The 21,339-nt window shown below is 30.4% G+C and carries 22 protein-coding genes; 16 read left to right on the forward strand and 6 right to left on the reverse strand.

All coding sequences use genetic code 11. From position 1 onward, the window contains the following. The first annotated feature begins 18 nt into the window (after positions 1-18). The gene (locus BVC87_RS10840) at positions 19-543 is read left to right on the forward strand and encodes a hypothetical protein (protein WP_075342401.1); all 525 of its coding nucleotides are present in this window, start codon (positions 19-21) and stop codon (positions 541-543) included. On the opposite strand, the gene BVC87_RS10845 is transcribed toward BVC87_RS10840, so the two are convergent. The 3 genes from BVC87_RS10845 to alaS are packed head-to-tail and all read right to left on the reverse strand — an operon-like array spanning position 540 to position 4,866. Continuing rightward, positions 540-1,490 carry a GSCFA domain-containing protein gene (locus tag BVC87_RS10845; RefSeq protein ID WP_075342402.1) on the reverse strand — a complete coding sequence of 317 codons (951 nt, stop codon included), beginning with the start codon at positions 1,488-1,490 and terminating at the stop codon, positions 540-542. The genes BVC87_RS10840 and BVC87_RS10845 overlap by 4 nt on opposite strands. Positions 1,491-1,498: 8 nt before the next feature. Beyond that, complete coding sequence (locus BVC87_RS10850; protein WP_075342403.1) at positions 1,499-2,233, reverse strand: hypothetical protein; 735 nt, start codon at positions 2,231-2,233, stop codon at positions 1,499-1,501. Between the two features lie 17 nt (positions 2,234-2,250). Then, the gene (gene alaS / locus BVC87_RS10855) at positions 2,251-4,866 is read right to left on the reverse strand and encodes an alanine--tRNA ligase (protein ID WP_075342404.1); all 2,616 of its coding nucleotides are present in this window, start codon (positions 4,864-4,866) and stop codon (positions 2,251-2,253) included. 132 nt (positions 4,867-4,998) lie between these two features. On the opposite strand from alaS, the gene BVC87_RS10860 reads away from it, so the two are divergent. The 11 genes from BVC87_RS10860 (at position 4,999) to BVC87_RS10910 (ending at position 13,709) form a co-directional block, all read left to right on the forward strand. Beyond that, positions 4,999-5,967 (forward strand): M23 family metallopeptidase, encoded by a 969-nt coding sequence (locus BVC87_RS10860; RefSeq protein ID WP_075342516.1) that lies wholly within the window; start codon positions 4,999-5,001, stop codon positions 5,965-5,967. Positions 5,968-5,996: 29 nt separating this feature from the next. After that, complete coding sequence (locus BVC87_RS10865; protein WP_075342405.1) at positions 5,997-7,058, forward strand: CapA family protein; 1,062 nt, start codon at positions 5,997-5,999, stop codon at positions 7,056-7,058. A gap of 1 nt (position 7,059) precedes the next feature. After that, entirely contained in the window at positions 7,060-7,392 is a 333-nt protein-coding gene (locus BVC87_RS10870; RefSeq protein ID WP_075342406.1) for a MerR family transcriptional regulator, read from the forward strand. A 15-nt stretch (positions 7,393-7,407) separates the two neighbouring features. After that, on the forward strand, positions 7,408-8,016 hold the full coding sequence (locus BVC87_RS10875; RefSeq protein WP_075342407.1) for a LemA family protein: 609 nt from the start codon (positions 7,408-7,410) through the stop codon (positions 8,014-8,016). Beyond that, positions 8,017-8,454, forward strand: a complete 438-nt coding sequence (locus BVC87_RS10880) for a TPM domain-containing protein (RefSeq protein ID WP_075342408.1) — start codon at positions 8,017-8,019, stop codon at positions 8,452-8,454. A 54-nt stretch (positions 8,455-8,508) separates the two neighbouring features. Beyond that, the gene (locus tag BVC87_RS10885; RefSeq protein ID WP_075342409.1) at positions 8,509-9,354 is read left to right on the forward strand and encodes a TPM domain-containing protein; all 846 of its coding nucleotides are present in this window, start codon (positions 8,509-8,511) and stop codon (positions 9,352-9,354) included. A gap of 348 nt (positions 9,355-9,702) precedes the next feature. Then, positions 9,703-11,358: an alkaline phosphatase D family protein gene (locus BVC87_RS10890; protein WP_075342410.1), complete on the forward strand. Its 1,656-nt coding sequence runs from the start codon at positions 9,703-9,705 to the stop codon at positions 11,356-11,358. A gap of 64 nt (positions 11,359-11,422) precedes the next feature. Further along, the gene (locus tag BVC87_RS10895) at positions 11,423-12,274 is read left to right on the forward strand and encodes a hypothetical protein (protein WP_075342411.1); all 852 of its coding nucleotides are present in this window, start codon (positions 11,423-11,425) and stop codon (positions 12,272-12,274) included. Between the two features lie 171 nt (positions 12,275-12,445). Beyond that, positions 12,446-13,156, forward strand: a complete 711-nt coding sequence (gene folE, locus BVC87_RS10900; RefSeq protein WP_075342412.1) for a GTP cyclohydrolase I FolE — start codon at positions 12,446-12,448, stop codon at positions 13,154-13,156. After that, the gene (locus tag BVC87_RS10905) at positions 13,149-13,328 is read left to right on the forward strand and encodes a Lacal_2735 family protein (protein WP_075342413.1); all 180 of its coding nucleotides are present in this window, start codon (positions 13,149-13,151) and stop codon (positions 13,326-13,328) included. The genes folE and BVC87_RS10905 overlap by 8 nt, the downstream gene beginning before the upstream one ends. A gap of 6 nt (positions 13,329-13,334) precedes the next feature. Beyond that, positions 13,335-13,709 carry a DUF2237 family protein gene (locus BVC87_RS10910; RefSeq protein WP_075342414.1) on the forward strand — a complete coding sequence of 125 codons (375 nt, stop codon included), beginning with the start codon at positions 13,335-13,337 and terminating at the stop codon, positions 13,707-13,709. Positions 13,710-13,711: 2 nt separating this feature from the next. Here the strand turns inward: BVC87_RS10910 and BVC87_RS10915 are convergent, their stop codons facing one another. From BVC87_RS10915 to BVC87_RS23225, 3 genes are read right to left on the reverse strand one after another with little or no spacing between them, the layout of a single operon-like run. After that, entirely contained in the window at positions 13,712-14,962 is a 1,251-nt protein-coding gene (locus BVC87_RS10915) for an FAD-dependent oxidoreductase (protein ID WP_075342517.1), read from the reverse strand. 4 nt (positions 14,963-14,966) lie between these two features. Continuing rightward, complete coding sequence (locus BVC87_RS10920) at positions 14,967-15,368, reverse strand: DUF2452 domain-containing protein (protein ID WP_075342415.1); 402 nt, start codon at positions 15,366-15,368, stop codon at positions 14,967-14,969. A 7-nt stretch (positions 15,369-15,375) separates the two neighbouring features. Beyond that, positions 15,376-15,543, reverse strand: a complete 168-nt coding sequence (locus tag BVC87_RS23225) for a Lacal_2735 family protein (RefSeq protein WP_143569762.1) — start codon at positions 15,541-15,543, stop codon at positions 15,376-15,378. A 390-nt stretch (positions 15,544-15,933) separates the two neighbouring features. On the opposite strand from BVC87_RS23225, the gene BVC87_RS10925 reads away from it, so the two are divergent. The 4 genes from BVC87_RS10925 (at position 15,934) to BVC87_RS10940 (ending at position 21,331) form a co-directional block, all read left to right on the forward strand. Continuing rightward, complete coding sequence (locus tag BVC87_RS10925; protein ID WP_075342416.1) at positions 15,934-16,494, forward strand: hypothetical protein; 561 nt, start codon at positions 15,934-15,936, stop codon at positions 16,492-16,494. A 54-nt stretch (positions 16,495-16,548) separates the two neighbouring features. Beyond that, positions 16,549-17,826, forward strand: a complete 1,278-nt coding sequence (locus BVC87_RS10930) for an ankyrin repeat domain-containing protein (RefSeq protein ID WP_075342417.1) — start codon at positions 16,549-16,551, stop codon at positions 17,824-17,826. Between the two features lie 239 nt (positions 17,827-18,065). Beyond that, entirely contained in the window at positions 18,066-18,479 is a 414-nt protein-coding gene (locus BVC87_RS10935; RefSeq protein ID WP_075342418.1) for a hypothetical protein, read from the forward strand. 17 nt (positions 18,480-18,496) lie between these two features. Continuing rightward, complete coding sequence (locus tag BVC87_RS10940; RefSeq protein ID WP_075342419.1) at positions 18,497-21,331, forward strand: toxin-antitoxin system YwqK family antitoxin; 2,835 nt, start codon at positions 18,497-18,499, stop codon at positions 21,329-21,331. The last annotated feature ends 8 nt before the right edge of the window (positions 21,332-21,339 follow it).

Here is a 21,339-nt window from a genome sequence, read left to right on the forward strand (position 1 = left end):
ATTGTATTCCAAGTTGCTATGGACATATATTTTTTAATTTTCGGAGTATTACTCATCCTATTTTTGGTAAAGAAAGTTTCAGCTCAAATTAAACAACGTAAACTATATAAGTTAGAGTCTTTAATTAGAGAAGAAGAATGCCAAGAAATAGACTTAGAAGACATAATAGTAGAAGGTTTTCATTATAGTGAACATGTCGCGGTAGATGTCTATGACAATAAAATAGATGATAAAAAGTATACCGATTATTCAAACCCTTATCAGTTAAGTAATAAATTTCATAAGGATAAAGAGATTACAAAGTTTTACTCAACTTTGAAACTAGATTTTAATTTTGAAGAAAAATCATATAAATTATCAGGAAAAATTCCTTTAGATGAAGTTACTTTGCGAATGAGCTTTTTACAGCAAAAAAGGGGCAAGATATTTATAGAAAAGGAACAAATTCAGAAGAGTGCTACAAAAACAAAAAAAATATTTTATTTAGATCTTGAGTTTTTAGATCATGAATCGGTTAGGTTTTTAAACCTTAAAACATATTAAAACTCCATAAAAGGAAATATTTTTACAAGCGTTTCCTTTTTTTCTTTTAACTTTTTTAGAAATTTTTGATGTGCCTCAGAATTTGGGTTAAAGGGTTTATGTGCCAAACCTTTTTGAATTTCTTCTACTTTGGTTATGGTTTGCATCGTATTTTCACTAAACCAAGTTTCGGAAAACTTTTCCCAGATATAATGAATAGCCGTTTGGTTGGGGTGGATCATATCTTCTTTATAAAATCGATAATCACGGAGTTCATCCATTAAAATCTCATAGGAAGGGAAATAATACTGTTGTTTTCTAGGATTTACTACTTCATGAATTCCAGCAAGTAAATGTGCTTTACTTCTTTGGTTTTCAATAAAACCATCTTTTAAGTGACGGACAGGAGAAACAGTGAAAATGATGGATGCTTTTGAATTTACAGTTGTAATTAAAGCGCAAATATTCTCTAAAATAGCTTTAATTTCCTCTACAGTTAATAATTCTTTTAAGAACTGTTTTTGAGGAACTTTATGACAATTAGCAACAATAGTATCTGAAGTAATAAAACGATAGACCCAAGCTGTTCCTAAGGTGATTATAATGTGCGTTGAGTTGGTAATTTGTTGCTTAGTTATTTTTATAGCTTCATTTAAGTTTTGAAGCAGTTCTTCTTTAACGTTGTTGCTTAATTGAGAATGTGCATCAAAACAATGCCAACGTTCGTTCAATTCAAAAATATCGTCTTCAGTATATTCTTTAGCATTAATTGAGTTTAAAACTAAATGTTCAATAGCCTTTGGATGAAACAAAATTCCTAATGGATTTTGAGCTGATTGAAACTTATAATATGAAAGTTTATTTCCAATATTTTCAGAGAAACAAGATCCTAAAAGCAGTAATTTTGAATGATAATCAATTTGATGATGAGGTTGTTTTTGTAATCGTATTTTAGTTTGTAAATCCATGGATCAATTTAGTTCACTACAGGAGATGCTAATGTAGCTGAAATTTCTGGGACTCTTTTATTAAAGTACGTTTTGATATTTTGGAAATCAATTTTGTCTAAGGATAAGAATAGTAACACTTCCTTTGAATCTTCCTTGTGAAGATGAATTTGATTCGGATAAATTTCCATAGACGTAATTTCTGAAGCTTTAAAAATTCGTTCTTCTTTACCGTTCTTAAAAGTGATTTGTCCCTCTTTAATTTGGAATGAAGCTGTCTTTTTTAAAAAAATTCCCCCCATGGTGTTAACTAAAACAATTAAGAAAAGTATAATATAATTTATATTGAACGTATCGAATATTGAAGCATATATGATAAATCCAATAATTAAAAATACTGAAATGCCTAGACTTCCATCTTTAGAATCATAATCATCTTCAGAAGGAATGAATAGTACTTCAGGCTTTTCTTTTGTTGGGGTAAATGCCTTGTAGATAAAATAGATTAGTAGTAAAAGTAAAGCGGAAGTAATAACAGGTTTAGGAATTTTTTCATAATAAAATGAAATTGTATCTCCGTAGAAATATTCTATTACTTTGTATACAATAAAATAGATCCAAAAACCAAATTGTTCCCAATAGTGTGATAATTTCTCTTTCATATTTGTAAAAATAAAAAAATCTAAAGCTATGATAACCTTAGATTTTTTAATTTTAATATTATTCCAACTTCCAACTTCCAACTTCCAACTTCCAACTTCCAACTTCCAACTTCCAACTTCTAGCTTACATACTCTTTAGCACGTTCTAAAGCTTTAGGAATTCCACCAGGGTTTTTACCTCCAGCAGTAGCAAAGAAATTTTGTCCACCACCACCACCGTGGATTAATTTTCCTAACTCTCTAACAACTTTACCAGCATCGTAACCTTTTTCATTCGCTAAATCTTTAGAAATATAACAAGTCAACATGGCTTTTTCTTTAGATGGTGCTGTTGCAAATAAGACAAATAAATTATCGATTTCACCACCTAATTCAAATAGTAAATTTTTAATACTACCTGGATCTAAGTCAACTTGTGTAGCTAAGAAGTTTACACCATTTATTTCAGTGATTTGATTTTTTAAATCACCTTTCATATTCTTAGCCTTATCTTTTAGAAGTTGTTCTATTTGTTTCTTTAACGTAGTATTTTCATCTTGTAAAGTAGTAACTGCTTTAGCTAAATCTTTAGGATTTTTTAATACTTCTTTTACAGCATTAAATTTAGTTTCAACATCCTCAAAATATTCTCCAACAGCCATATTAGTAATAGCTTCAATACGACGAATTCCAGCTGCAACTGCACCTTCAGATTTGATTTTGAAATACCATACATCTCCTGTTTGTTGTACGTGTGTTCCTCCACATAGTTCCATCGATTGACCAAATTTAATAGCTCTTACACTATCACCATACTTTTCACCAAATAATGCAATTGCACCTTCGTCTATAGCTTGTTGCATTGGAATATTTCGTTTTTCCTCTAATGGAAGGTTCTCACGAATACGAGCATTAACAAACTCTTCAATTTCTCTTAACTGATCAGCATCAACTTTAGAAAAATGAGAAAAATCAAAACGTAAATGTTTAGGGCTCACTAAAGAACCTTTTTGCTCTACGTGTGTTCCTAAAATAGTACGTAATGCTTGGTGTAATAAATGCGTTGCTGTATGATTGCTTGCAGATAATCTTCTATACTCATCATTAACTACAGCTTTAAATGATTCGTTTAAATGCTTTGGTAAATTCTTAGCGTAGTGAATAATAACATTATTCTCTTTTTTAGTATCTAAAATATAAACAACATCACCATGCGCATCTTCTAAGAAACCTTTATCTCCAACTTGTCCTCCTCCTTCAGGATAAAAAGGTGTCATGTTGAATACTAATTGATATTGGTCACCATCTTTTTTAGTGGTAACTTTTCTATAGCGAGTTAACTTTACATCTACGCTTAAAGTATCGTAACCAACAAATTCTTCAACTTCATCTTCAATTAAAGTAACCCAGTCATCTGTTGCAAGTGCAGTAGCTTGCCTACCTCTTTCTTGTTGCTCTTTTAATGCAATTTTATATTCAGATTTGTTATAAGAAAATCCTCTTTCAGATAAAATTAAACCTGTAAGATCTTCTGGGAACCCATAAGTATCTTTTAATTCAAATACTTTACGTCCAGAAATTTCCTTAGAAGAACTATTTTGAATAACAGTGTCTAATAAAAGAAGTCCTTGTTCTAAAGTTTTTAAAAACGATTGTTCTTCTTCTTTAATTACATTATGAACTAAAGTAGCTTGTTTTTTTATTTCAGGGAAAGCTTCTCCCATTTGATGAGATAAAGTTTCTGATAGTTTATAAATAAAAGCTTCTTTCTGATTTAAGAAAGTAAATCCGTAACGAATAGCACGTCTTAAGATTCTACGAATTACATATCCGGCTCCATTATTACTAGGTAATTGGCCGTCTGCAATAGCAAAAGAAACGGCTCTAACGTGATCAGCAATTACACGAATAGCAACGTCTATTTTTTCATCATTTCCATAGTTTACACAAGTGATTGTCTCAATTTCTCGAATTAATGGAGTAAATACATCAGTATCGTAATTTGATTGTACGTCTTGTAAAACCATACACAAACGCTCGAATCCCATACCTGTATCAATATGTTTTGCAGGTAATTCTTCTAGAGATTTATTAGCTTTTCTATTGTATTGCATGAAAACTAAGTTCCATATTTCAACAACTTGAGGATGATCTTCATTTACTAAAGATTTTCCATCAATTTTAGCTTTTTCCTCAGCCGAACGAATGTCAACATGAATTTCAGAACAAGGTCCGCATGGTCCTTGATCTCCCATTTCCCAGAAGTTATCTTTTTTATTTCCCATTAAGATACGATCTTCAGAAATATGTTGTTTCCATAAATCGTAAGCTTCCTGGTCCATTTTTGTGCCATCTTCTTTATCACCTTCAAAAACGGTAACGTATAAAATATCTTTAGGAATTTTATAGACTTCAGTTAGTAGTTCCCATGCCCATGCGATAGCTTCTTTCTTAAAATAATCACCAAAACTCCAGTTTCCTAGCATTTCAAACATGGTGTGATGATAGGTGTCATAACCTACTTCTTCTAAGTCATTATGTTTTCCAGAAACACGTAAACACTTCTGACTATCAGCTATTCTAGTACTTTTAGGAGTGTTGTTGCCCAAGAAAAACTCTTTGAATGGCGCCATACCCGAATTAGTAAACATTAGGGTTGGGTCATTTTTTAAGACCATAGGAGCAGAAGGAACAATTTCGTGTTGTTTTGAATTGAAAAAGTCCAAAAACTTAGTTCTAATTTCTTGAGATTTCATGGGTTATTTCGTTAAAAAAATTCTAATAAAAAAAGGGAAAACGCTAAGTTTTGAAACATTTTATAAATTTGCATGTCTAACTTATATAAAAGCTGTCCCTTAAAAGGACACAAAAGTACTACATTTGGTCATATGGCAAAAGTAAAATATTATTACGATCCAGATACCTTGTCGTATCAGCAAATATCGCTGAGAAAACGAGATAAGTTCAAAAATAGCGTTATAGTCGTATTGGGTATAGGATTAACCGCTTTTTTGGGGTTTATGGTATTGAGTCAATTTCTAGAGTCTCCTTCTGAAAGAGCACAGAAGAGAGAATTAGAAAATATGAAATTACATTATGAGCTATTAAGTAAAAGAATGCAAGAAACATCGGAGGTATTATCCGATTTACAAGAGCGTGATAATTATATTTATAGATCGTATTTTGAAGCAAACCCTATTCCTGATGAGCAGCGTAAAGCAGGTTTTGGAGGGGTAAATCGTTACAAGAATCTAGAAGGTTTTAATAACTCTGAAATGATTAAAGATGTGACGAAAAAGCTAGATGTGTTGTCTAAACAATTAGTAGTGCAGTCTAAATCGTTAGACGAAATCGTAAATTTAGCTAAAGAAAAAGAAAAAATGTTAGCTTCTATACCAGCAATTCAGCCTTTAAAAGCTGAAGATTTAACACGAATGGCCTCGGGTTACGGAATGCGAATGCATCCGATTTTAAAGATTCGTAAAATGCATAAAGGAATGGATTTTACAGCACCTAAAGGAACACCAATCTATGCTTCAGGAAATGGAACAGTTTCTAGAGCAAACAGAAGTGCTACTTTTGGTAAAGTGGTTTACATTGAACATGGATATGGTTATAAAACCATTTATGCTCATATGAGTAAAATAGGAGTGAAAAAAGGACAAACGGTGAAACGAGGAGATATTATTGGTTATGTAGGTAATACAGGAAGATCGGTATCTGCTCATTTGCATTATGAAGTGCATCGAAACGGTAGAGCTGTAAATCCGATTTATTACTATTACGGAGATTTAACTCCAGAAGAATTCTTAGCGATGCAAAAGGCATCTGAAGATGAAGGCCAATCATTTGATTAATATATAAAATACCCCAAATTAAGAACACTATGATGATAAAAAGAACACTTTCTTTAGTATTAATTACTATAGGTTTTATCCAGGCTACAGCTCAAGAACTTGACAGTACTAAAGTAGTGGATAAAGAAATAACTTTTATGGCGGTTGGAGACATGATGTTAGGAACTACATTTCCTAATGCATCGTATTTACCACCTAAAGGCACCTATCCATTTAAAGATGTACAAAGTGTTTTTAATACAGCAGATGTTTTATTTGGAAATTTAGAAGGAACATTAACTGACACAGGAAAAAATGCAAAAAGATGTAAAGATCCCTCAAAATGTTATTCATTTAAAAGCCCTGAATCTTTTGGAAAGCATTTTGAAAAAGCTGGATTTGATGTAGTAAGTATTGCCAATAATCATATTGGAGATTTTGGAGGAATTGGGATAAAAAATACATTAAAAACACTTGATAATTTAGGTATTGCTAGTGCTGGAGTATTGTCTAAACCAACCACTACTTTTGAAAGAGATGGAGTGAAATACGGACTAATAGCTTTTGCGCCAAATAAAGACTGTTTAAAGTTAAATTTTGTAACTAAGGGAACACAAATGGTGAAGAACTTAGCTAAAAAAGTAGATATAGTCATCGTTTCTTTTCATGGAGGAGCTGAAGGAACTAAACATAAAAATGTACCTAGAAAAACGGAATATTTTTATGGTGAAAACAGAGGTAATGTTTATGCTTTTGCACATAAAATGATAGATGCAGGAGCAGGAATAGTTTTAGGTCATGGACCTCATGTACCAAGAGCCATAGAAGTATATAAAGGTAAATTTATAGCCTATAGTATGGGGAATTTTGCGACTTACAAACGTTTTAGTATGAGTGGTTCTAAAGCATATTCACCAATTTTTGAATTAAAATTAGCTAAGAATGGTGATTTTATAGAGGGGAAAATTCATTCTGCTATTCAAACAAAAACAAGATATCCTTTTATAGATTCTGAAGAAAAAGCATATAAAGAAATAAAAAAACTGACTTTACAAGACTTCCCAGAAAATAAGATTAAATTTGGTAAAGAAGGAAAAATAGGATTACAGTAATATGCACATCGATCTACCTGAAAAACGATACTATAAAATTGGAGAAGTGGCCAAAGCATTTGATGTTAATACATCTCTGATCCGTTTTTGGGAAGGTGAGTTTGATATTATTAAACCTAAAAAAAATGCTAAAGGAAATCGATTGTTCACACCTGAAGACATTGAAAATTTTAAACTGATTTATAACTTAGTGAAAGAGAGAGGTTTTACTTTAGAGGGAGCAAAGCAAAAACTAAAGCAAAACCCAACTAAAATAGTTCAAAATCAGGAAATAATTAGTAGATTGGAAGCAGTTAAGGCTGAATTAATAAAAATCAAAAATCAAATAGAATAACAAAAAATCAAAATTATGAAGAAATGGTTAGTACCACTATTAGTAGTTGGAGCTGTAGTATTATATGCATTTAGCTCAGGAAAAGGATTCTATAATACAGCAGTACAATTAAATGAAAATGTTTCTGAATCATGGGGAAATGTACAAACGGCATACCAAAGAAGAAACGATTTAATAGGTAACTTAGTAAAAACAGTACAAGGAGCAGCTGACTTTGAAAAAAGTACTTTAGAAGCAGTAATTAACGCAAGAGCTAAGGCTACTTCAATCAATATAGATCCTTCTAAGGTTACACCAGAGCAATTAGCACAATTTAATCAAGTTCAAGGAGGATTGAGTGGCGCCTTAAAAAGCTTATTAGTTACTGTAGAACGTTATCCAGATTTAAAAACCAATCAAAACTTTTTAAAATTACAGGATGAGTTGGCAAGTACAGAAAATCAAATACTAACGGCTAGAACAAGATTTAATGAAGCTATAAAGCCCTATAATAATCATGTAAAGAAGTTTCCAAATAATTTTTTTGCGGGGTGGTTTGGCTTTGAAGGGAAACCTTATTTTGATGCTGAGCCTGGTGCTGAAAAAGCTCCTGATGTAAACTTTGATTTTGGAAATAAAAAGTAAATGTCTAGCGTAGAAAATTTTCTAACACTTGATGAAGAACAAGCAATTGTTCAGGCTATAATACAAGCAGAGCGAAATACTTCTGGTGAAATTCGTGTTCATATTGAGAGAACTACTACAGTTCCTCATTTCGATCGTGCATTAGAAGTATTTCAACAGCTTGAAATGTCTAATACCAAAGCTCAAAATGCAGTGTTGATCTACATTGCTGTAGATGACCATCAGTTTGTGATTTACGGTGATAAAGGTATTAATGAAGTTGTACCTGAAAATTTCTGGGAAAGCACGAGAGATACCATACAGCAACATTTTAAAGAAGGCAACTTTAAAGAAGGTATAGTGCAAGGGGTATTAAAAGCAGGTGACGAATTACAAGCACACTTTCCTTGGGATAGTGATGATGTAGATGAATTGCCTAATGAACTATCTAAAGGCTAAATGAATTCCTGAATGTATTCAATTTTTAACATTTAGAAATCAAAAAATAAATAAATGAAAAAGGTTTTATTCGCATTACTTTATTTTTCTGTAGGAATTCAGTTGGGATACTCTCAGTTTGAAATTCCTCAAAAGCCTACGAAAGAAAAAGACCAAACTAGTGTTTATGATTATTATCAGAAAAATGGAAATAGAGGATTACTTTCCAAATATCAAAAAACAACATTAGAAAATAAATTAATACGATATTCAGATACTACTTCTACTCAAATTGTAGTTGCCATAATCAATAGTACTCAAGGAGAAAGTATTGGGATTTTAACTCCAAGATGGGCCCATAAATGGGGTATTGGTCAGGCAAAAGAAGATAATGGAGTTTTTATTCTATTAGCTAAAGATGACCGAAAAATATGGATTTCTCCGGGTTATGGAGTAGAACATAAATTAACAGCTGGTATTACAGGACAACTAACTCGGAACATAATTATCCCAGAATTTAAAAAAGGAGATTACTATGCCGGACTAGACAAAGGTACTGATGCTATTTTTCAAATTCTTAAAGGAGAATACAAAGGAACACGTCAAGCTTCCAAAAATGATGGATCAGGCTTTGGACTCTTTATTTTTATCATTTTTATTTTCATTCTAATCATCATCATTTCTCGTTCGAATCGAGGAGGAAGAGGAGGTGGAAGAAATTATAGAAATACCGATTCGAGAGATATTTTTGAAACTATCATTTTAAGCAATGCCGGTAGAGGTGGCTACAGATCTAGTGGTGGCTATAGCAGTGGCGGTGGTTTTGGAGGAGGATCTTCAGGTGGCTTTGGTGGAGGCGGCTTTGGAGGTGGCTTCGGCGGCGGTGGTTTTAGTGGAGGTGGAGCTGGAGGTAGTTGGTAATTTATGAGTTAGTAGAGTGCATTTTTTCTTAAGCTTTCAAAATTGAAAGCTATTCAATACCTGAAAAAGTAGTTAACAATAAATTTACGTATAACAATAGTAAGACAGTAGTTTTTGTGGTTTTAAAAGTACTGTAGAATAAGGAGTTTAGCTTACTGTAAATTTATAGCTACATCGTTAGGAATCTCTAAATCTTGTACGTTATGATAAGCTAGCTTTAACTAAGTGTAAATAAAATTTTATGTTATTAGAAAAGGAAGTCAACAATCGAGTTTTACTATAATCTTTAGATAACGTTTAAGAAAACTATACATTTTAATTATGCCATAATTTAAAACTAACAAAATAATGGCATCTAACTTAAAACGTAGAAACTTTCTGCGAAATTCCCTATTGGTAGCTAGTGGGATTGTATTAGCACCAAACTTTATCAGTTGTAAAGATGATGATGATATCTTTGATATTCCTGATAATACTACAGAAAAAAACTTTGATCTAGGTGTAGCAAGTTTTGATCCTACTAATTCACAAGTAATTATTTGGACACGTTACTCAACTCAAGAAGTTTCTACAAAATTAATTTGGCAATTAGCAAAAGATGCAAATTTCAAAAATATAGTACGTCAAGGGCAAGTAGAAACAGATGCAACTCGTGATTATACTGTTGCAATAGAGGTAAAAGACTTAGCTCAGAATTTAAAATTGTATTACAGGTTTGTAAATGTAGAAGATAAAGCTACTTCTCCTGTTGGAGAAACCTTAACCTTTGGAACAGATCTTTCCGAAATTAAATTAGCAGTGGCGTCATGCTCTAATTATGCAGCAGGATATTTTAATGTATATGATGCAATGAATCAATCAGATGCTGATGTTGTTGTACATTTAGGAGATTATATCTATGAGTACGGAGAAAATATATATGGTACATTTAGAGATCCAGAACCTAAAGGTGAAATTATAACTACAGATGATTATAGAAAGCGTTACCGTCAATATAGATCAGAAAAACCATTACAAGAACTACATAGAAAGAAACCATTTATTTGTGTATGGGATGATCATGAAGTAACAAATGATGCATATATTGATGGAGCAGAAAATCACCAAAAAGACGAAGGAGATTACGGAGTTAGAAAAGCTAGTGCATTGCAAGTATATAGAGAGTATTTACCAAATACTACCAATTTACAAAACGATGCTATTATCTATAGAAAATTACAATTAGGAAATTTAATAGACCTAATTATGTTAGATACTAGAATTGTAGGTAGAGATAAACAGTTGGCTTATGCTGATTTTACCAGTGCTACTGGAGCTATAGATGCAGCTGCTTTTCAGCAGGCTTGGTTAGATCCTAATAGAACCTTATTAGGAAGTAATCAAAAAACGTGGTTTAAAAATGAAATGACGAGTAGTTCTTCTGCTTGGCAAATCATTGGACAACAAATATTAATGGGTAAAATGTTAATTCCTGCAGAATTATTAGCACTTTTTGGTAGACCAGAATTTGCAGTAGCTTTAGGAGAATTAACACAAATAAAAGGAAGATTATTACAAAATGACCCTACTTTAACACCAGAAGAAATAGCTAGGGTTAAGACAGTTGTACCTTATAATTTAGATGCTTGGGATGGATATTTCGCAGAAAGAGAAGAAGTACTAGCTACATTTAAAGATAAAAAAGTGGTAGTATTAGCAGGAGATACACACAATGCATGGCAAAGTGATCTTAAAACAGCTAGTGGTGAGAAAGTAGGAACTGAAGTAGCTACAAGTTCGGTATCTTCACCCGGATTTGAATCTTTTGTTGGAGCTCAAGGTGCTGAACAATTAGCTGGAGCATTACAATTATTAATTGATGATTTAAACTTTGCAAACTTAGTTGATAGAGGATTTATGAAGTTGACTGTTACCGCTGGAGCAGTAAAAACTGATTGGACTTACGTTGATACCATTACAGATACGAATTTTAGCGTTGTAGTAAAAAATACATTAACGGTATAAAACTAGTTTTACAAATTATAGAAGCTCCTGACCTCAGGAGCTTTTTTTGTTTATCTTTATTTATATGAATAAAAATTTTTTCTTGTGTATAATTTCACTGTGTTTAGGTTGTACAAATTATAGTCAGTTTAATACAGTAGTAGATTTACCTAAACAGTTAAAAGAAGTTTCTGGAGTTGAAGTAACAGCAAAAAGTGATTTGTTATGGATGCATAATGATGGAGGTAATAAAAGCAAACTATATTTGGTGAATTCTGAAGGAAAAATAAAAAAAGAGGTAATCATTAATGCTAAAAACAAAGATTGGGAGGATATTACTTCTGATGAAGAAGGAACTATTTATATAGGTGATTTCGGAAATAATAATAATACAAGAAAAGATTTAGTGGTTTTAAAAATTGATAAGAAAGAAATATCCAGTTCTAAATCAGTAGAAGTTGAAAAAATAAAATTTAAATATCCAGAGCAAACCAAGTTCCCACCCAAAAAGAAAGCGCGTTTTTTCGATGCTGAGAGCCTTTTTTATCATAATGGTTTCTTGTATATCCTAACAAAGAGTAGAGTTAAAAAAGCATATGGAAAAACAAGTTTATATAAAATTCCAGCTGTAGCAGGAACATATGAAGCACAATTCATTTCTTCGTTCGAAAATTGTTCATCATCTCATTGTTGGATAACTGCAGCATCAATTTCTCAAGATGATAAAAAAGTAGCTTTATTAACTTCAAATTCAGTATTACTATTCACAGATTTTACAGGAGAAGATTTTTTCAAAGGCAAATTGACAGAAATCGATTTAGGCTTTTCATCTCAAAAAGAAGCTTTAGACTTTAAAGATAACTCAACACTCTATATCACAGATGAAAAAGCTAGGGGAAAAGGAGGAAAGTTATATGAGCTGAAACTACCACTTTAAACAGATAAATAACTAAATACGAGTTTGGTACTTTTTTTGATTATTTATAAATCGAAGATTGAATTAATAGGAAAATTAATTTTGTTTAATTATATTTGTTATGTGTTAAACAAAATTTGATTCAATTTATTTTTACAAAATGAACCCCAAATTTTAAACAATTAGCAATTCATGAAAAATCCAGATATATTAATAAAAGAAACTATCAAGAAGAGAAAGTTAAACGGTTTTACTGAAGAAGAAATAGGTGACGATCATATCTATACTGGTTTAGAAACTCCTATGCGTCCTGATGCATTTGAATTATCTGATCAGGAGAAAAAAGAGAAAATAGCGGTATTATTCAAAGAGATCATGAATGTAATGGGATTAGACCTTACTGATGATAGCTTACGTGGTACACCAAATCGAGTAGCTAAAATGTATATCGATGAAATTTTCTCAGGATTAAATCCAGCTAATAAACCGAAAGTAGCCTTATTTGATAATAAGTACCAATACAATCAAATGTTGGTAGAAAAGAATATTACGTTCTATTCAAACTGTGAACATCACTTTGTACCTATCATAGGAAAAGCGCATGTAGCCTATATTTCTTCAGGTAAAGTAATCGGCTTATCAAAATTGAATAGAATAGTACAATATTATGCGAAAAGACCCCAAGTTCAAGAGCGATTAACAAATCAAATAGCCAATGAACTTCGAACTACATTAGTTACCGAAGATGTAGCAGTAATTATAGATGCTAAGCACCTTTGCGTGTCATCTAGAGGAATTAAAGACGATACATCAGCAACAGTAACAACCTATTACGGTGGAGCCTTTAATAATCCTGCTAAAATTCAAGAACTACAGAACTATTTAAGAACCGATCATGTTTAACCTCAATCTATTTAAGAAAAAATCATTAGAAGATCAATTATTGAGTGAGTACGAAAAACTAATGTCAGAAAGAAATCAATTACAAGATTTTGACGGAAATGAAAGTCGTATAAAATTCAATGAAGCACAACGTATTTTGAATAAAATAGAAAGCCTTAAAAACGCATACTAGTACTATATGGAGCTTAATGTTTTAGGCACTCCTTTACAAAGTTGTTGCAACAGTCCCGCAACGGGGTATTTTAGAGATGGTTTATGCCGTACTGCGAGTTCAGATTATGGGACTCATATAGTTTGTGCAGTAGTGACCGATGAATTTTTAGAATTCACTAAAAAAAGAGGTAATGATTTAACAACTCCAATTCCACATTGGAATTTCCCTGGATTAAAATCAGGTTCTAAATGGTGTTTGTGTATTTCTAGATGGTTAGAAGCAGAACAGTACGGTAAAGCTCCTCACGTTATTTTAGAAGCTACAGATAAAAAAGCATTGCAATACACTACGCTTGAAAAATTAAAAGCTTATGAGTATAAGCCAATAAATACAAACTAATTTTACTTGCTGTCTATATATTTTATAGCAGTTTTAGCAGCGAATTCACCTGATAACATAGCTGCATTTAATGATCCATTACTTAAATAATCTCCAGCTAAAATTGTATGATCATTGATTTTTATTTCCTTTTCTGTAGGAATATAGGTGAGACTTTCTTTCTCAGGTAAAGCTTTTTGAATGTCATATAATTTCAGAAATTTTACATCTTTTATTTGGCATAATTCTTCTAGTTCTTTAATCACTTCTTTTACCAATAATTTTTCATGTAAGTTATGTTTCTTTACTACTGTTACTGATAGTACTTCCTTTTTTGATATATTTTGAGTTTCTAATGCGGTTGTATAGAAAATATTGTTGATTAAAGAAGATTCATTTGCAACTAAACCAATTAAAGGTTGTTGAATTTGTCGTCTAGTAGTTTCAAAATACAAAGTTTGACAGTTTTTCCACTTATTTTTCTTTGTTGAAGAGAAGTTTATAATTTGACTAGGGTCAGTAGCTATGATAATGAAATTACTATCAATTATTTCTCCATTTTCTAATTGTATTGTAGTGTCATGTATACTTTTTACTGCTGAGTTAAAACGGAACTTAGTAGTGGTTAATTTATTTGTTAACTGTTTAGGAATTTCTCCAATGCCGTTTTTAGGAAGCGCTGCATATCCTTCTCCAAACATTTTATACACAAACTCAAACATTCTACTAGATGTCGCTAATTCAGTTTCTAAGAAAATACCAGTGAAAAACGGAATAAAAAAATTATCAATTGCTTTTTTTGAAAAACCATAGGCTTTTAAATAGGCTAAAGTTGATTGTTCCTTCTCGGAAAAAATGGCTTCTAACGATTTGTTTTTAAGCGATGAATTAAGTTCATTAATTTTTAATTTATCTGATATAGTTACTTTGTCAGAAAAAATAGTTGAGATAAGAAAAGAGATATCTCTTAAAGGATCTCCTAATTTACTTGCTTTACCATCCTTATAAATTACCGCACCAGGTAGAAATTTTTGTAATTCAAGAGTAGTATAATCTAAATATTTTTGTGCTGCAGGATAAGAAGTTAATAAAACTTGAAAACCATGATCTAATTGATAACCATTTATTATATCGGTTTTCACTCTCCCACCTACAGTATTAGAAGCTTCAATTATAGTAGGAGAATATCCGTTTTCTTCTAAAACTAATGCAGTGATTAAACCACTAATTCCAGCACCAATGATATGGATTTTTGTGTTTTTCTGTTTAGTCATAGCACTATACTTTTTCCCAAATTTGGTCTGCATTTAACATATAACTCCCAACAAAATTAAAGTTACATTGTTCAGGCGCAATTAAGGATAAGAAATGATTACCTTTTTTGTGTAAATATAAGTGGTAGGTTTCACCTATGATTGGTTCAAAAGAAAAGTCAGCATTTAAAATAAGGTTGTTGTATTCAAATTCATCCATCATTGCTTCATAAGCAGCTTTTAGCTCTAAATACTTTGTTTTAATTTTATGATTTACCTTATTTATACTTCTGTTTTTCCAAGCTGTAGTATCGGTAGGGGTAATAACAGGTGCACCTACAGAAGTTGCGTAAGGTTTCAAAGCGGCATCGTAGGTTTCTGTTTTAGTATTATAAACTACAGCATCAGGTTTTTTTTCTTTTGACATATTTTAATTATTTAAGTAGCGCTTCTATTTGTTTCATAATTTCTTCAGCTTCAAAAACTTTTTCATCACTAAGTTTTCTATTAATTGTAGATAGTTGATGCGCTTCTTGTAATAATTTTTTGTATTGTTTTTGCAGCTTTTCTAGCTTTGATTTTTTCTTGAATAGTCCAAACATAACCTTATAATTATATCAACAAAGATACAAAATGTTTAATTTTTTTTAATTAAAGATAAACAAAATGTTTTTTAAGTTCAATCCGTAGGGTTTTTGTGGATTCAATTGTTATATAGTAAATGGTAATACTATGTTAAAAGCAGTTAAAAAATATCGTTTTGTTGTATTCCCAGTTGCATTATATGTAGCTGTAGTATTGTTATTTATTTTGGTGCTTATCAATCAATGATATCAATTCAAAGTAAAACTTCTGTTTTTATACATTAATCTTCTTAGAAGCCCTCAATTTTATCAAATATACTTTTATTACTTACGAAAATTACTTAGATGATTTTTTTGGAATATAAGCGTATTAGTTTTGATGTGTATAAAACATAGTATCAACATCAAATGAAAAATATTATTTACACACTAGCTCTAGTTGCTTTTATTTCTTGTGGAAAGAAGAAAAGTTTCACGGAAAATGCAAGTTCATTGGAAAAATTAAAAAAAGTTTTAACAAATAAGTTCGGAGAAGAAGCTTTTTATACAAGCATATCGTTGTCTAACTCAAGAACATCATCAGGTGATTTATTAAGTGTAACACAAACTAAAGATCCTTCTTCATTACAAATGGAAGATTGGGCATACTTAGATGGTAAATGGACACAAAGTTCAGAAATTACATTAGAACTAAGTGAAGGTGCTAAGGCAGAAGATTTCATGTTTCAATTGGATGAAAGTATTGTAAAATTTGATGTACTAGGAAAATTAGTTGAACAATCTAAGCAGAAAATAATTGAGGAGAAAAAGATAGATGACGTAATCGTGGAAAGTATTTTTATAAACGCGCCTAATAATGGAGATTTTAGTACTATGGAGTACTATATTATAATCAAGCCTAAAAATGGGGGGACTGGTTTTGATTTTCATTATAAAATGGACAGCACGTTACTAAAATCTGATTACTAATCTTTAACAAAAGGATGTAGAATCATGTTTTTACATCCTTTTAATTTATTTAATATGGTAAAAAAAATAGTATTACTTTCAATAATTTTAATAGTTTCTTGCGCTAAACCTACTAAAAAAGATGTTGTATTAGCCATACAAAGTGATAATCTGAAAAAGTTTCAATCACTACGTGAAAAGATTAATGTAGATACATTACAATTTGACCTACAAGGAACAGCATTGCACTTTGCAATTCAATCCAATGCAAATGCAATTTCAAACCAATTAATTGAAGAAGAATTTTTATTAAATGATAAAGATTCTTTAGGATACACTGCACTTTTAGCATTAATACAAGATTCAAATCCCAACACTGAATTGATAGATAAATTATTAGCTAAGAATGCAGAAGTAAATGTTATTGAAGATTATAATGGTTATTCAGCATTACATTATGCAATTTATAATAACCAGCTAGAGTTAGTTAAAAAGTTACTGAAGAAGAATGCAGACGCGAATATTCAAACTACTTCAATAATGAAGTCTACACCAATGCATTTGGCTATTGAAAAAGGACATACAGAAATTGCGCGTACTTTGTTTGAGTATGCTTCAGACACGATAAAAGATGTAAATGATAAGACCGTAGTAGATTTAGCTATTAAATCTAAGGACAACTATTTCAAACAATTGTATTATGCGAAAATGTCTACTGAAGATAAAAAAGAATTATTTGTAAATGTGTCTAGAAAAAGTATAAATACAGCTTTTTTAGATACATTATTAAAAGAGAATTGGGTGTCGAAAAAAGTACTAGGAGATGCATTAGTATTTGCCGAAGACACTATTGTAGTACAAAAGCTTTTGAATAAAGGAGCTAGTATACATCATTTACATTCAAAATATAAATATGGTGCTATTCATTACGCGGCAGTGAGAGGTAATGTTCCTATGTTGCAATTTTTAATCAAGAAAGGAGCTAATATCAATCAATTATCTAAAGACAAAAGTATGTCTGTTCTAATGCATGCAGCACAGTTATATGAAAATTTTAATAGTATAAATAAAAAAGGAGCTCCATTAGGAATTGGATTAACACAATCAGCTTTAGATTTTTTTGCGAATAGTAAAGACAAAACAAAAGAAAACAGTTTAGAAACCGTTAAGTTTTTGATATCTAAAAAGGCCAATGTCAATTTTAAAGATCGATTTGATTCTAATGTATTGTATTATGCAGAAGCTTCAAATAATATAGATGTAGCAAACTATCTTAAGGAAATAGGAGTGAAAGAAACGAGGAAATTTACAGAGAGTAAAACTTCTAAATATGGAAGACTATTTAGTAAATAAATTGTGACTAAAATTAGTCTAGAAATAAAAATCGTATTTCATACAATATCACCAAAAATCCATGAGACATTTAAGTGTATGGATTTTTGGTGTTGTTATATATTTTGATGAAAATGTAACTAAGTGTAAAAACTATTCTCATAAATAAACTAAACTCTAGCGCTTATAGATTCAATATTTTAAAGGGTTTACTATGTTTTTACTTTTGGAATAATAAAAAATATTTAAAAATAAATAACATGGAAAACAGTACATCAGAAGAAAATAAATTTGAAATTGTTGAAAAAGTACCTAACGAGAAAATTCAGAGCCTTTTAAAGCTTTACAGTGAATCTACATCAATGGAAGCTTATGTGAAAATACCGTTTTTGCTTTGTGGAGTGATGGTTTTAATACACAATGTATTTATTGCAGGGAAAAGTTATGATTATAGTACGTATGAAAGTATTAAAACAATAGAACTTTCTATAGTAGGGATTTTAGTAGGAGTAGTTATTGTAATAGCTATTATAGCAATGATTAAAAATGCTGAAATTAAAAAAGGTCTCCTTGAAATTACAAAACGACATAATATTAAAAAAGAAATAGTTCAAGAAGAATTTAATGCCTTAGGAGTACATCTTTATGGAGGTAGAGGTGTAGTTTTGAAATAAATTAATAGAATACTGATATGTTAATTGTTGTATTGCTTTCATACTTTTTACTAGTTTTTTTATCCATTAAAAGAGTAAAGCTTATTTTATATATACCTTTTTTTGCATTGTTTTTCAGTTGTGATGAGAAGGAAGAGAAAAAAGATAAAAGTATAGAACATAAAGAAATAATAATTTCTCGAGAAGAGGTAAATGATATTGTAATTGATCCACCTAAGCAAGATGGAAAAATCATAGATTTTCAAAATTATTACTATGGGAAAAAAGAAGTATCAATATACAGCAAACCTAATCTGGCGAGTGAAATTATAGGTAATTTAAAACCTTATGCTATAGTAACAGAAGCTAAACTTACTCATTTTTATGAGTATAGTTTAGATGATAATCCAAAAGAATGGATTGAAATCAATACTAATGATGTGCATGGATTTATATTAAACGAAAAATTTTATTTCAATAAAGAAATTGTTGAAAATGAAAATAGTAGAGATACCTTGGTCATTAAAAATGAAAAAGAGTTTTTAAAAGCTTTAGGTTCTAATCGGGTAATTTATATAGATGCTAAAGAATTAAATATCAGTGAACATTTAAAGAATACTAAAGAAATCCCGTTTATAGATTACAATACGTATTACAAAAAACTGAATAATAATCCTGAAGAATTAAGAGGATTACAGGGCTATTACATAAAACATAAGGAGTACGATATTAAAGAGTTTGTGTTTCATGGTTACGAGAACCTTATCATTAAAGGGTATAATAATCCAGTGAAAATTAAAAGAATTGTAGATCAAGATAATCAGTTTCAAATAACCAATTGTAAGCATGTTTATTTTGATAATATTTACTTTGAGGGGAAAAATATTCATAAAGAATTACAATACGATGAAGGAGATTATCTTTCAATACTTGAAATACAAAATTCAGAAGCGATTCATTTTAGTAATGGTATTATAAATGCGTACAATTCATTAGCTATTAACGCAAAAAATAGTAAAGACATAGTATTACAAAACACAAGTATTCAAAATGCTACAGATGGTATTTTATATAGTAAGAATTCAACAGTAAGTCTTAATCATGTTTACTTTTTTAAAAATAAGAATAGTATAACTTCTTTTAATGAAGAAGACAATAATAACAGTAGAGTTGAAATAAAAAATAGTTTAGTTTACAATAATGATTTTACTTTCTTTTTGGGTACAGGATACAACAAAGATGTAGATAATTCTTTAGTGTTAGATAATGTAATTATAAAAAATAATACATTTTCTAATGGCTTTATTAATAACAAAAATTCCACGTATATGTATATAAATAGAGCTTTAGTTGAAGAAAATAAAATTAGTAAGCCTATTATTAATACTAGTGAAAGGGTACAAATTTATTTTGATAATTCTAAAATTAAAAATAATATATCTAAAGATTCATCATACATGGTAGATTATGAAAGTTCACATTCGCATAGAATAAGTTTTCATAATACACAACTCGTTTCTAACATAGGTTTTGTAGAGTTCAGTCCTGATGGACCTGTTTCAGATTGGATTTTCTTAGATAAAGATAGTTATATAGTTAACGATTATTTATCAGATGCTACACTAACAAAACATAATAGAAGAACATTTAATAAGGTAGATTATATCGCTAGAGATATTAGATATGATAAGGAAAAAAATGTCCTATATAAATCTAAAATAGTAAAAGACGGAAAGTATAGTTTACCTACCAATGATTTAGATCCAAGTACATTATGTGGTGATTGTAATTATTTTACCGATATGCACTTTAACTTTATGAGAAATGCCTACGGAGAAATTAAAAATGGGAAATTAGAAGGAGTTTGGGAGGTAGTAAATTCAAAATATGATTCGTTACAAGTAATCCAAGAACTCACATTTAAAAACAGTATTTTGAATGGAAAAGCACGTAAGTATATTTTAGATAAAAAGAACGCAAAAACACTTGTAGAAGAAGGGAATATTCTTAACGAGAAAAAAGAAGGAGAATGGATTTATTATTATCCTAACGGAATTTTACGTAAAAAAGAACACTATAAAAACGGAAAACAAACTGGGAGTTTGAGTCTTTATTATTTAGAGGGTACACTCATGGAGCATAGAGAGCACTATCGATATAAAAATGGTAAAGTATCTTTTTATTATCCGAATGGGCAATTGGAAAGTGAAATTAACTACCGAGATTATAAGCCAACGTTAGAAGGAAGTCAGTTTTATGATGAAAATGGTAAAAAACGACAGGGAACGTTAACGTTTACAATCCAAGAAAAAAAAGGATTACTTTATAAAGTAGATGTCGATTTTAAAGACAAAAAATATAAAGATTATAATATTATTAAGGGTAAAAGTTATTGGGGTTACCTAAGAGAATATTCGCAAATGAAAGATGGAAAACCTTTTGGAATTCAACGTTATGAAGATGAAAGAATAAAGCGATATGATTACAAAAGTTTTTATAAAGATATTTCATTTCAATTTGTGGTAGAATTTATTAACGAGACTAAGTTGACTTCTGATAAGTATATTTTTTATGATAATTTCGATTTGTATCAAACTTGGTTGTATAATAAGGAAACCAATGCAATGGAATTTACAGAGTATAATGGAGTCTATGGATTGCCTCAATTAAAACAAGAATATATGCAGTTGGGAGATTCGTTGGTAAGACATGGTAAATACGAAAAGTTAAGCAAGTATGGTTTGTTAGAAATTAACGGAAATTATGATGAAGGTAAGAAAGTTGGAGATTGGATATACAGAAATAATGATCTTAAGCCTTATAAAAAGGAAGTATATGACAATGGAAAACTTGTTACAACAGAAAGGTTATAGTAAAAGTA

This window comes from Tenacibaculum agarivorans (genome assembly GCF_001936575.1).
Lineage (GTDB): Bacteria > Bacteroidota > Bacteroidia > Flavobacteriales > Flavobacteriaceae > Polaribacter > Polaribacter agarivorans.

Coding starts and splice junctions, on each gene's coding strand:
- BVC87_RS10840 (WP_075342401.1), top strand. CDS start 19: ATGGACATATATTTTTTAATTTTCGGAGTATTACTCATCCTATTTTTG.
- BVC87_RS10845 (WP_075342402.1), bottom strand. CDS start 1,490: ATGGATTTACAAACTAAAATACGATTACAAAAACAACCTCATCATCAA.
- alaS (WP_075342404.1), bottom strand. CDS start 4,866: ATGAAATCTCAAGAAATTAGAACTAAGTTTTTGGACTTTTTCAATTCA.
- BVC87_RS10860 (WP_075342516.1), top strand. CDS start 4,999: ATGGCAAAAGTAAAATATTATTACGATCCAGATACCTTGTCGTATCAG.
- BVC87_RS10865 (WP_075342405.1), top strand. CDS start 5,997: ATGATGATAAAAAGAACACTTTCTTTAGTATTAATTACTATAGGTTTT.
- BVC87_RS10870 (WP_075342406.1), top strand. CDS start 7,060: ATGCACATCGATCTACCTGAAAAACGATACTATAAAATTGGAGAAGTG.
- BVC87_RS10875 (WP_075342407.1), top strand. CDS start 7,408: ATGAAGAAATGGTTAGTACCACTATTAGTAGTTGGAGCTGTAGTATTA.
- BVC87_RS10880 (WP_075342408.1), top strand. CDS start 8,017: ATGTCTAGCGTAGAAAATTTTCTAACACTTGATGAAGAACAAGCAATT.
- BVC87_RS10885 (WP_075342409.1), top strand. CDS start 8,509: ATGAAAAAGGTTTTATTCGCATTACTTTATTTTTCTGTAGGAATTCAG.
- BVC87_RS10890 (WP_075342410.1), top strand. CDS start 9,703: ATGGCATCTAACTTAAAACGTAGAAACTTTCTGCGAAATTCCCTATTG.
- BVC87_RS10895 (WP_075342411.1), top strand. CDS start 11,423: ATGAATAAAAATTTTTTCTTGTGTATAATTTCACTGTGTTTAGGTTGT.
- folE (WP_075342412.1), top strand. CDS start 12,446: ATGAAAAATCCAGATATATTAATAAAAGAAACTATCAAGAAGAGAAAG.
- BVC87_RS10905 (WP_075342413.1), top strand. CDS start 13,149: ATGTTTAACCTCAATCTATTTAAGAAAAAATCATTAGAAGATCAATTA.
- BVC87_RS10910 (WP_075342414.1), top strand. CDS start 13,335: ATGGAGCTTAATGTTTTAGGCACTCCTTTACAAAGTTGTTGCAACAGT.
- BVC87_RS10915 (WP_075342517.1), bottom strand. CDS start 14,962: ATGACTAAACAGAAAAACACAAAAATCCATATCATTGGTGCTGGAATT.
- BVC87_RS10920 (WP_075342415.1), bottom strand. CDS start 15,368: ATGTCAAAAGAAAAAAAACCTGATGCTGTAGTTTATAATACTAAAACA.
- BVC87_RS23225 (WP_143569762.1), bottom strand. CDS start 15,543: ATGTTTGGACTATTCAAGAAAAAATCAAAGCTAGAAAAGCTGCAAAAA.
- BVC87_RS10925 (WP_075342416.1), top strand. CDS start 15,934: ATGAAAAATATTATTTACACACTAGCTCTAGTTGCTTTTATTTCTTGT.
- BVC87_RS10930 (WP_075342417.1), top strand. CDS start 16,549: ATGGTAAAAAAAATAGTATTACTTTCAATAATTTTAATAGTTTCTTGC.
- BVC87_RS10935 (WP_075342418.1), top strand. CDS start 18,066: ATGGAAAACAGTACATCAGAAGAAAATAAATTTGAAATTGTTGAAAAA.
- BVC87_RS10940 (WP_075342419.1), top strand. CDS start 18,497: ATGTTAATTGTTGTATTGCTTTCATACTTTTTACTAGTTTTTTTATCC.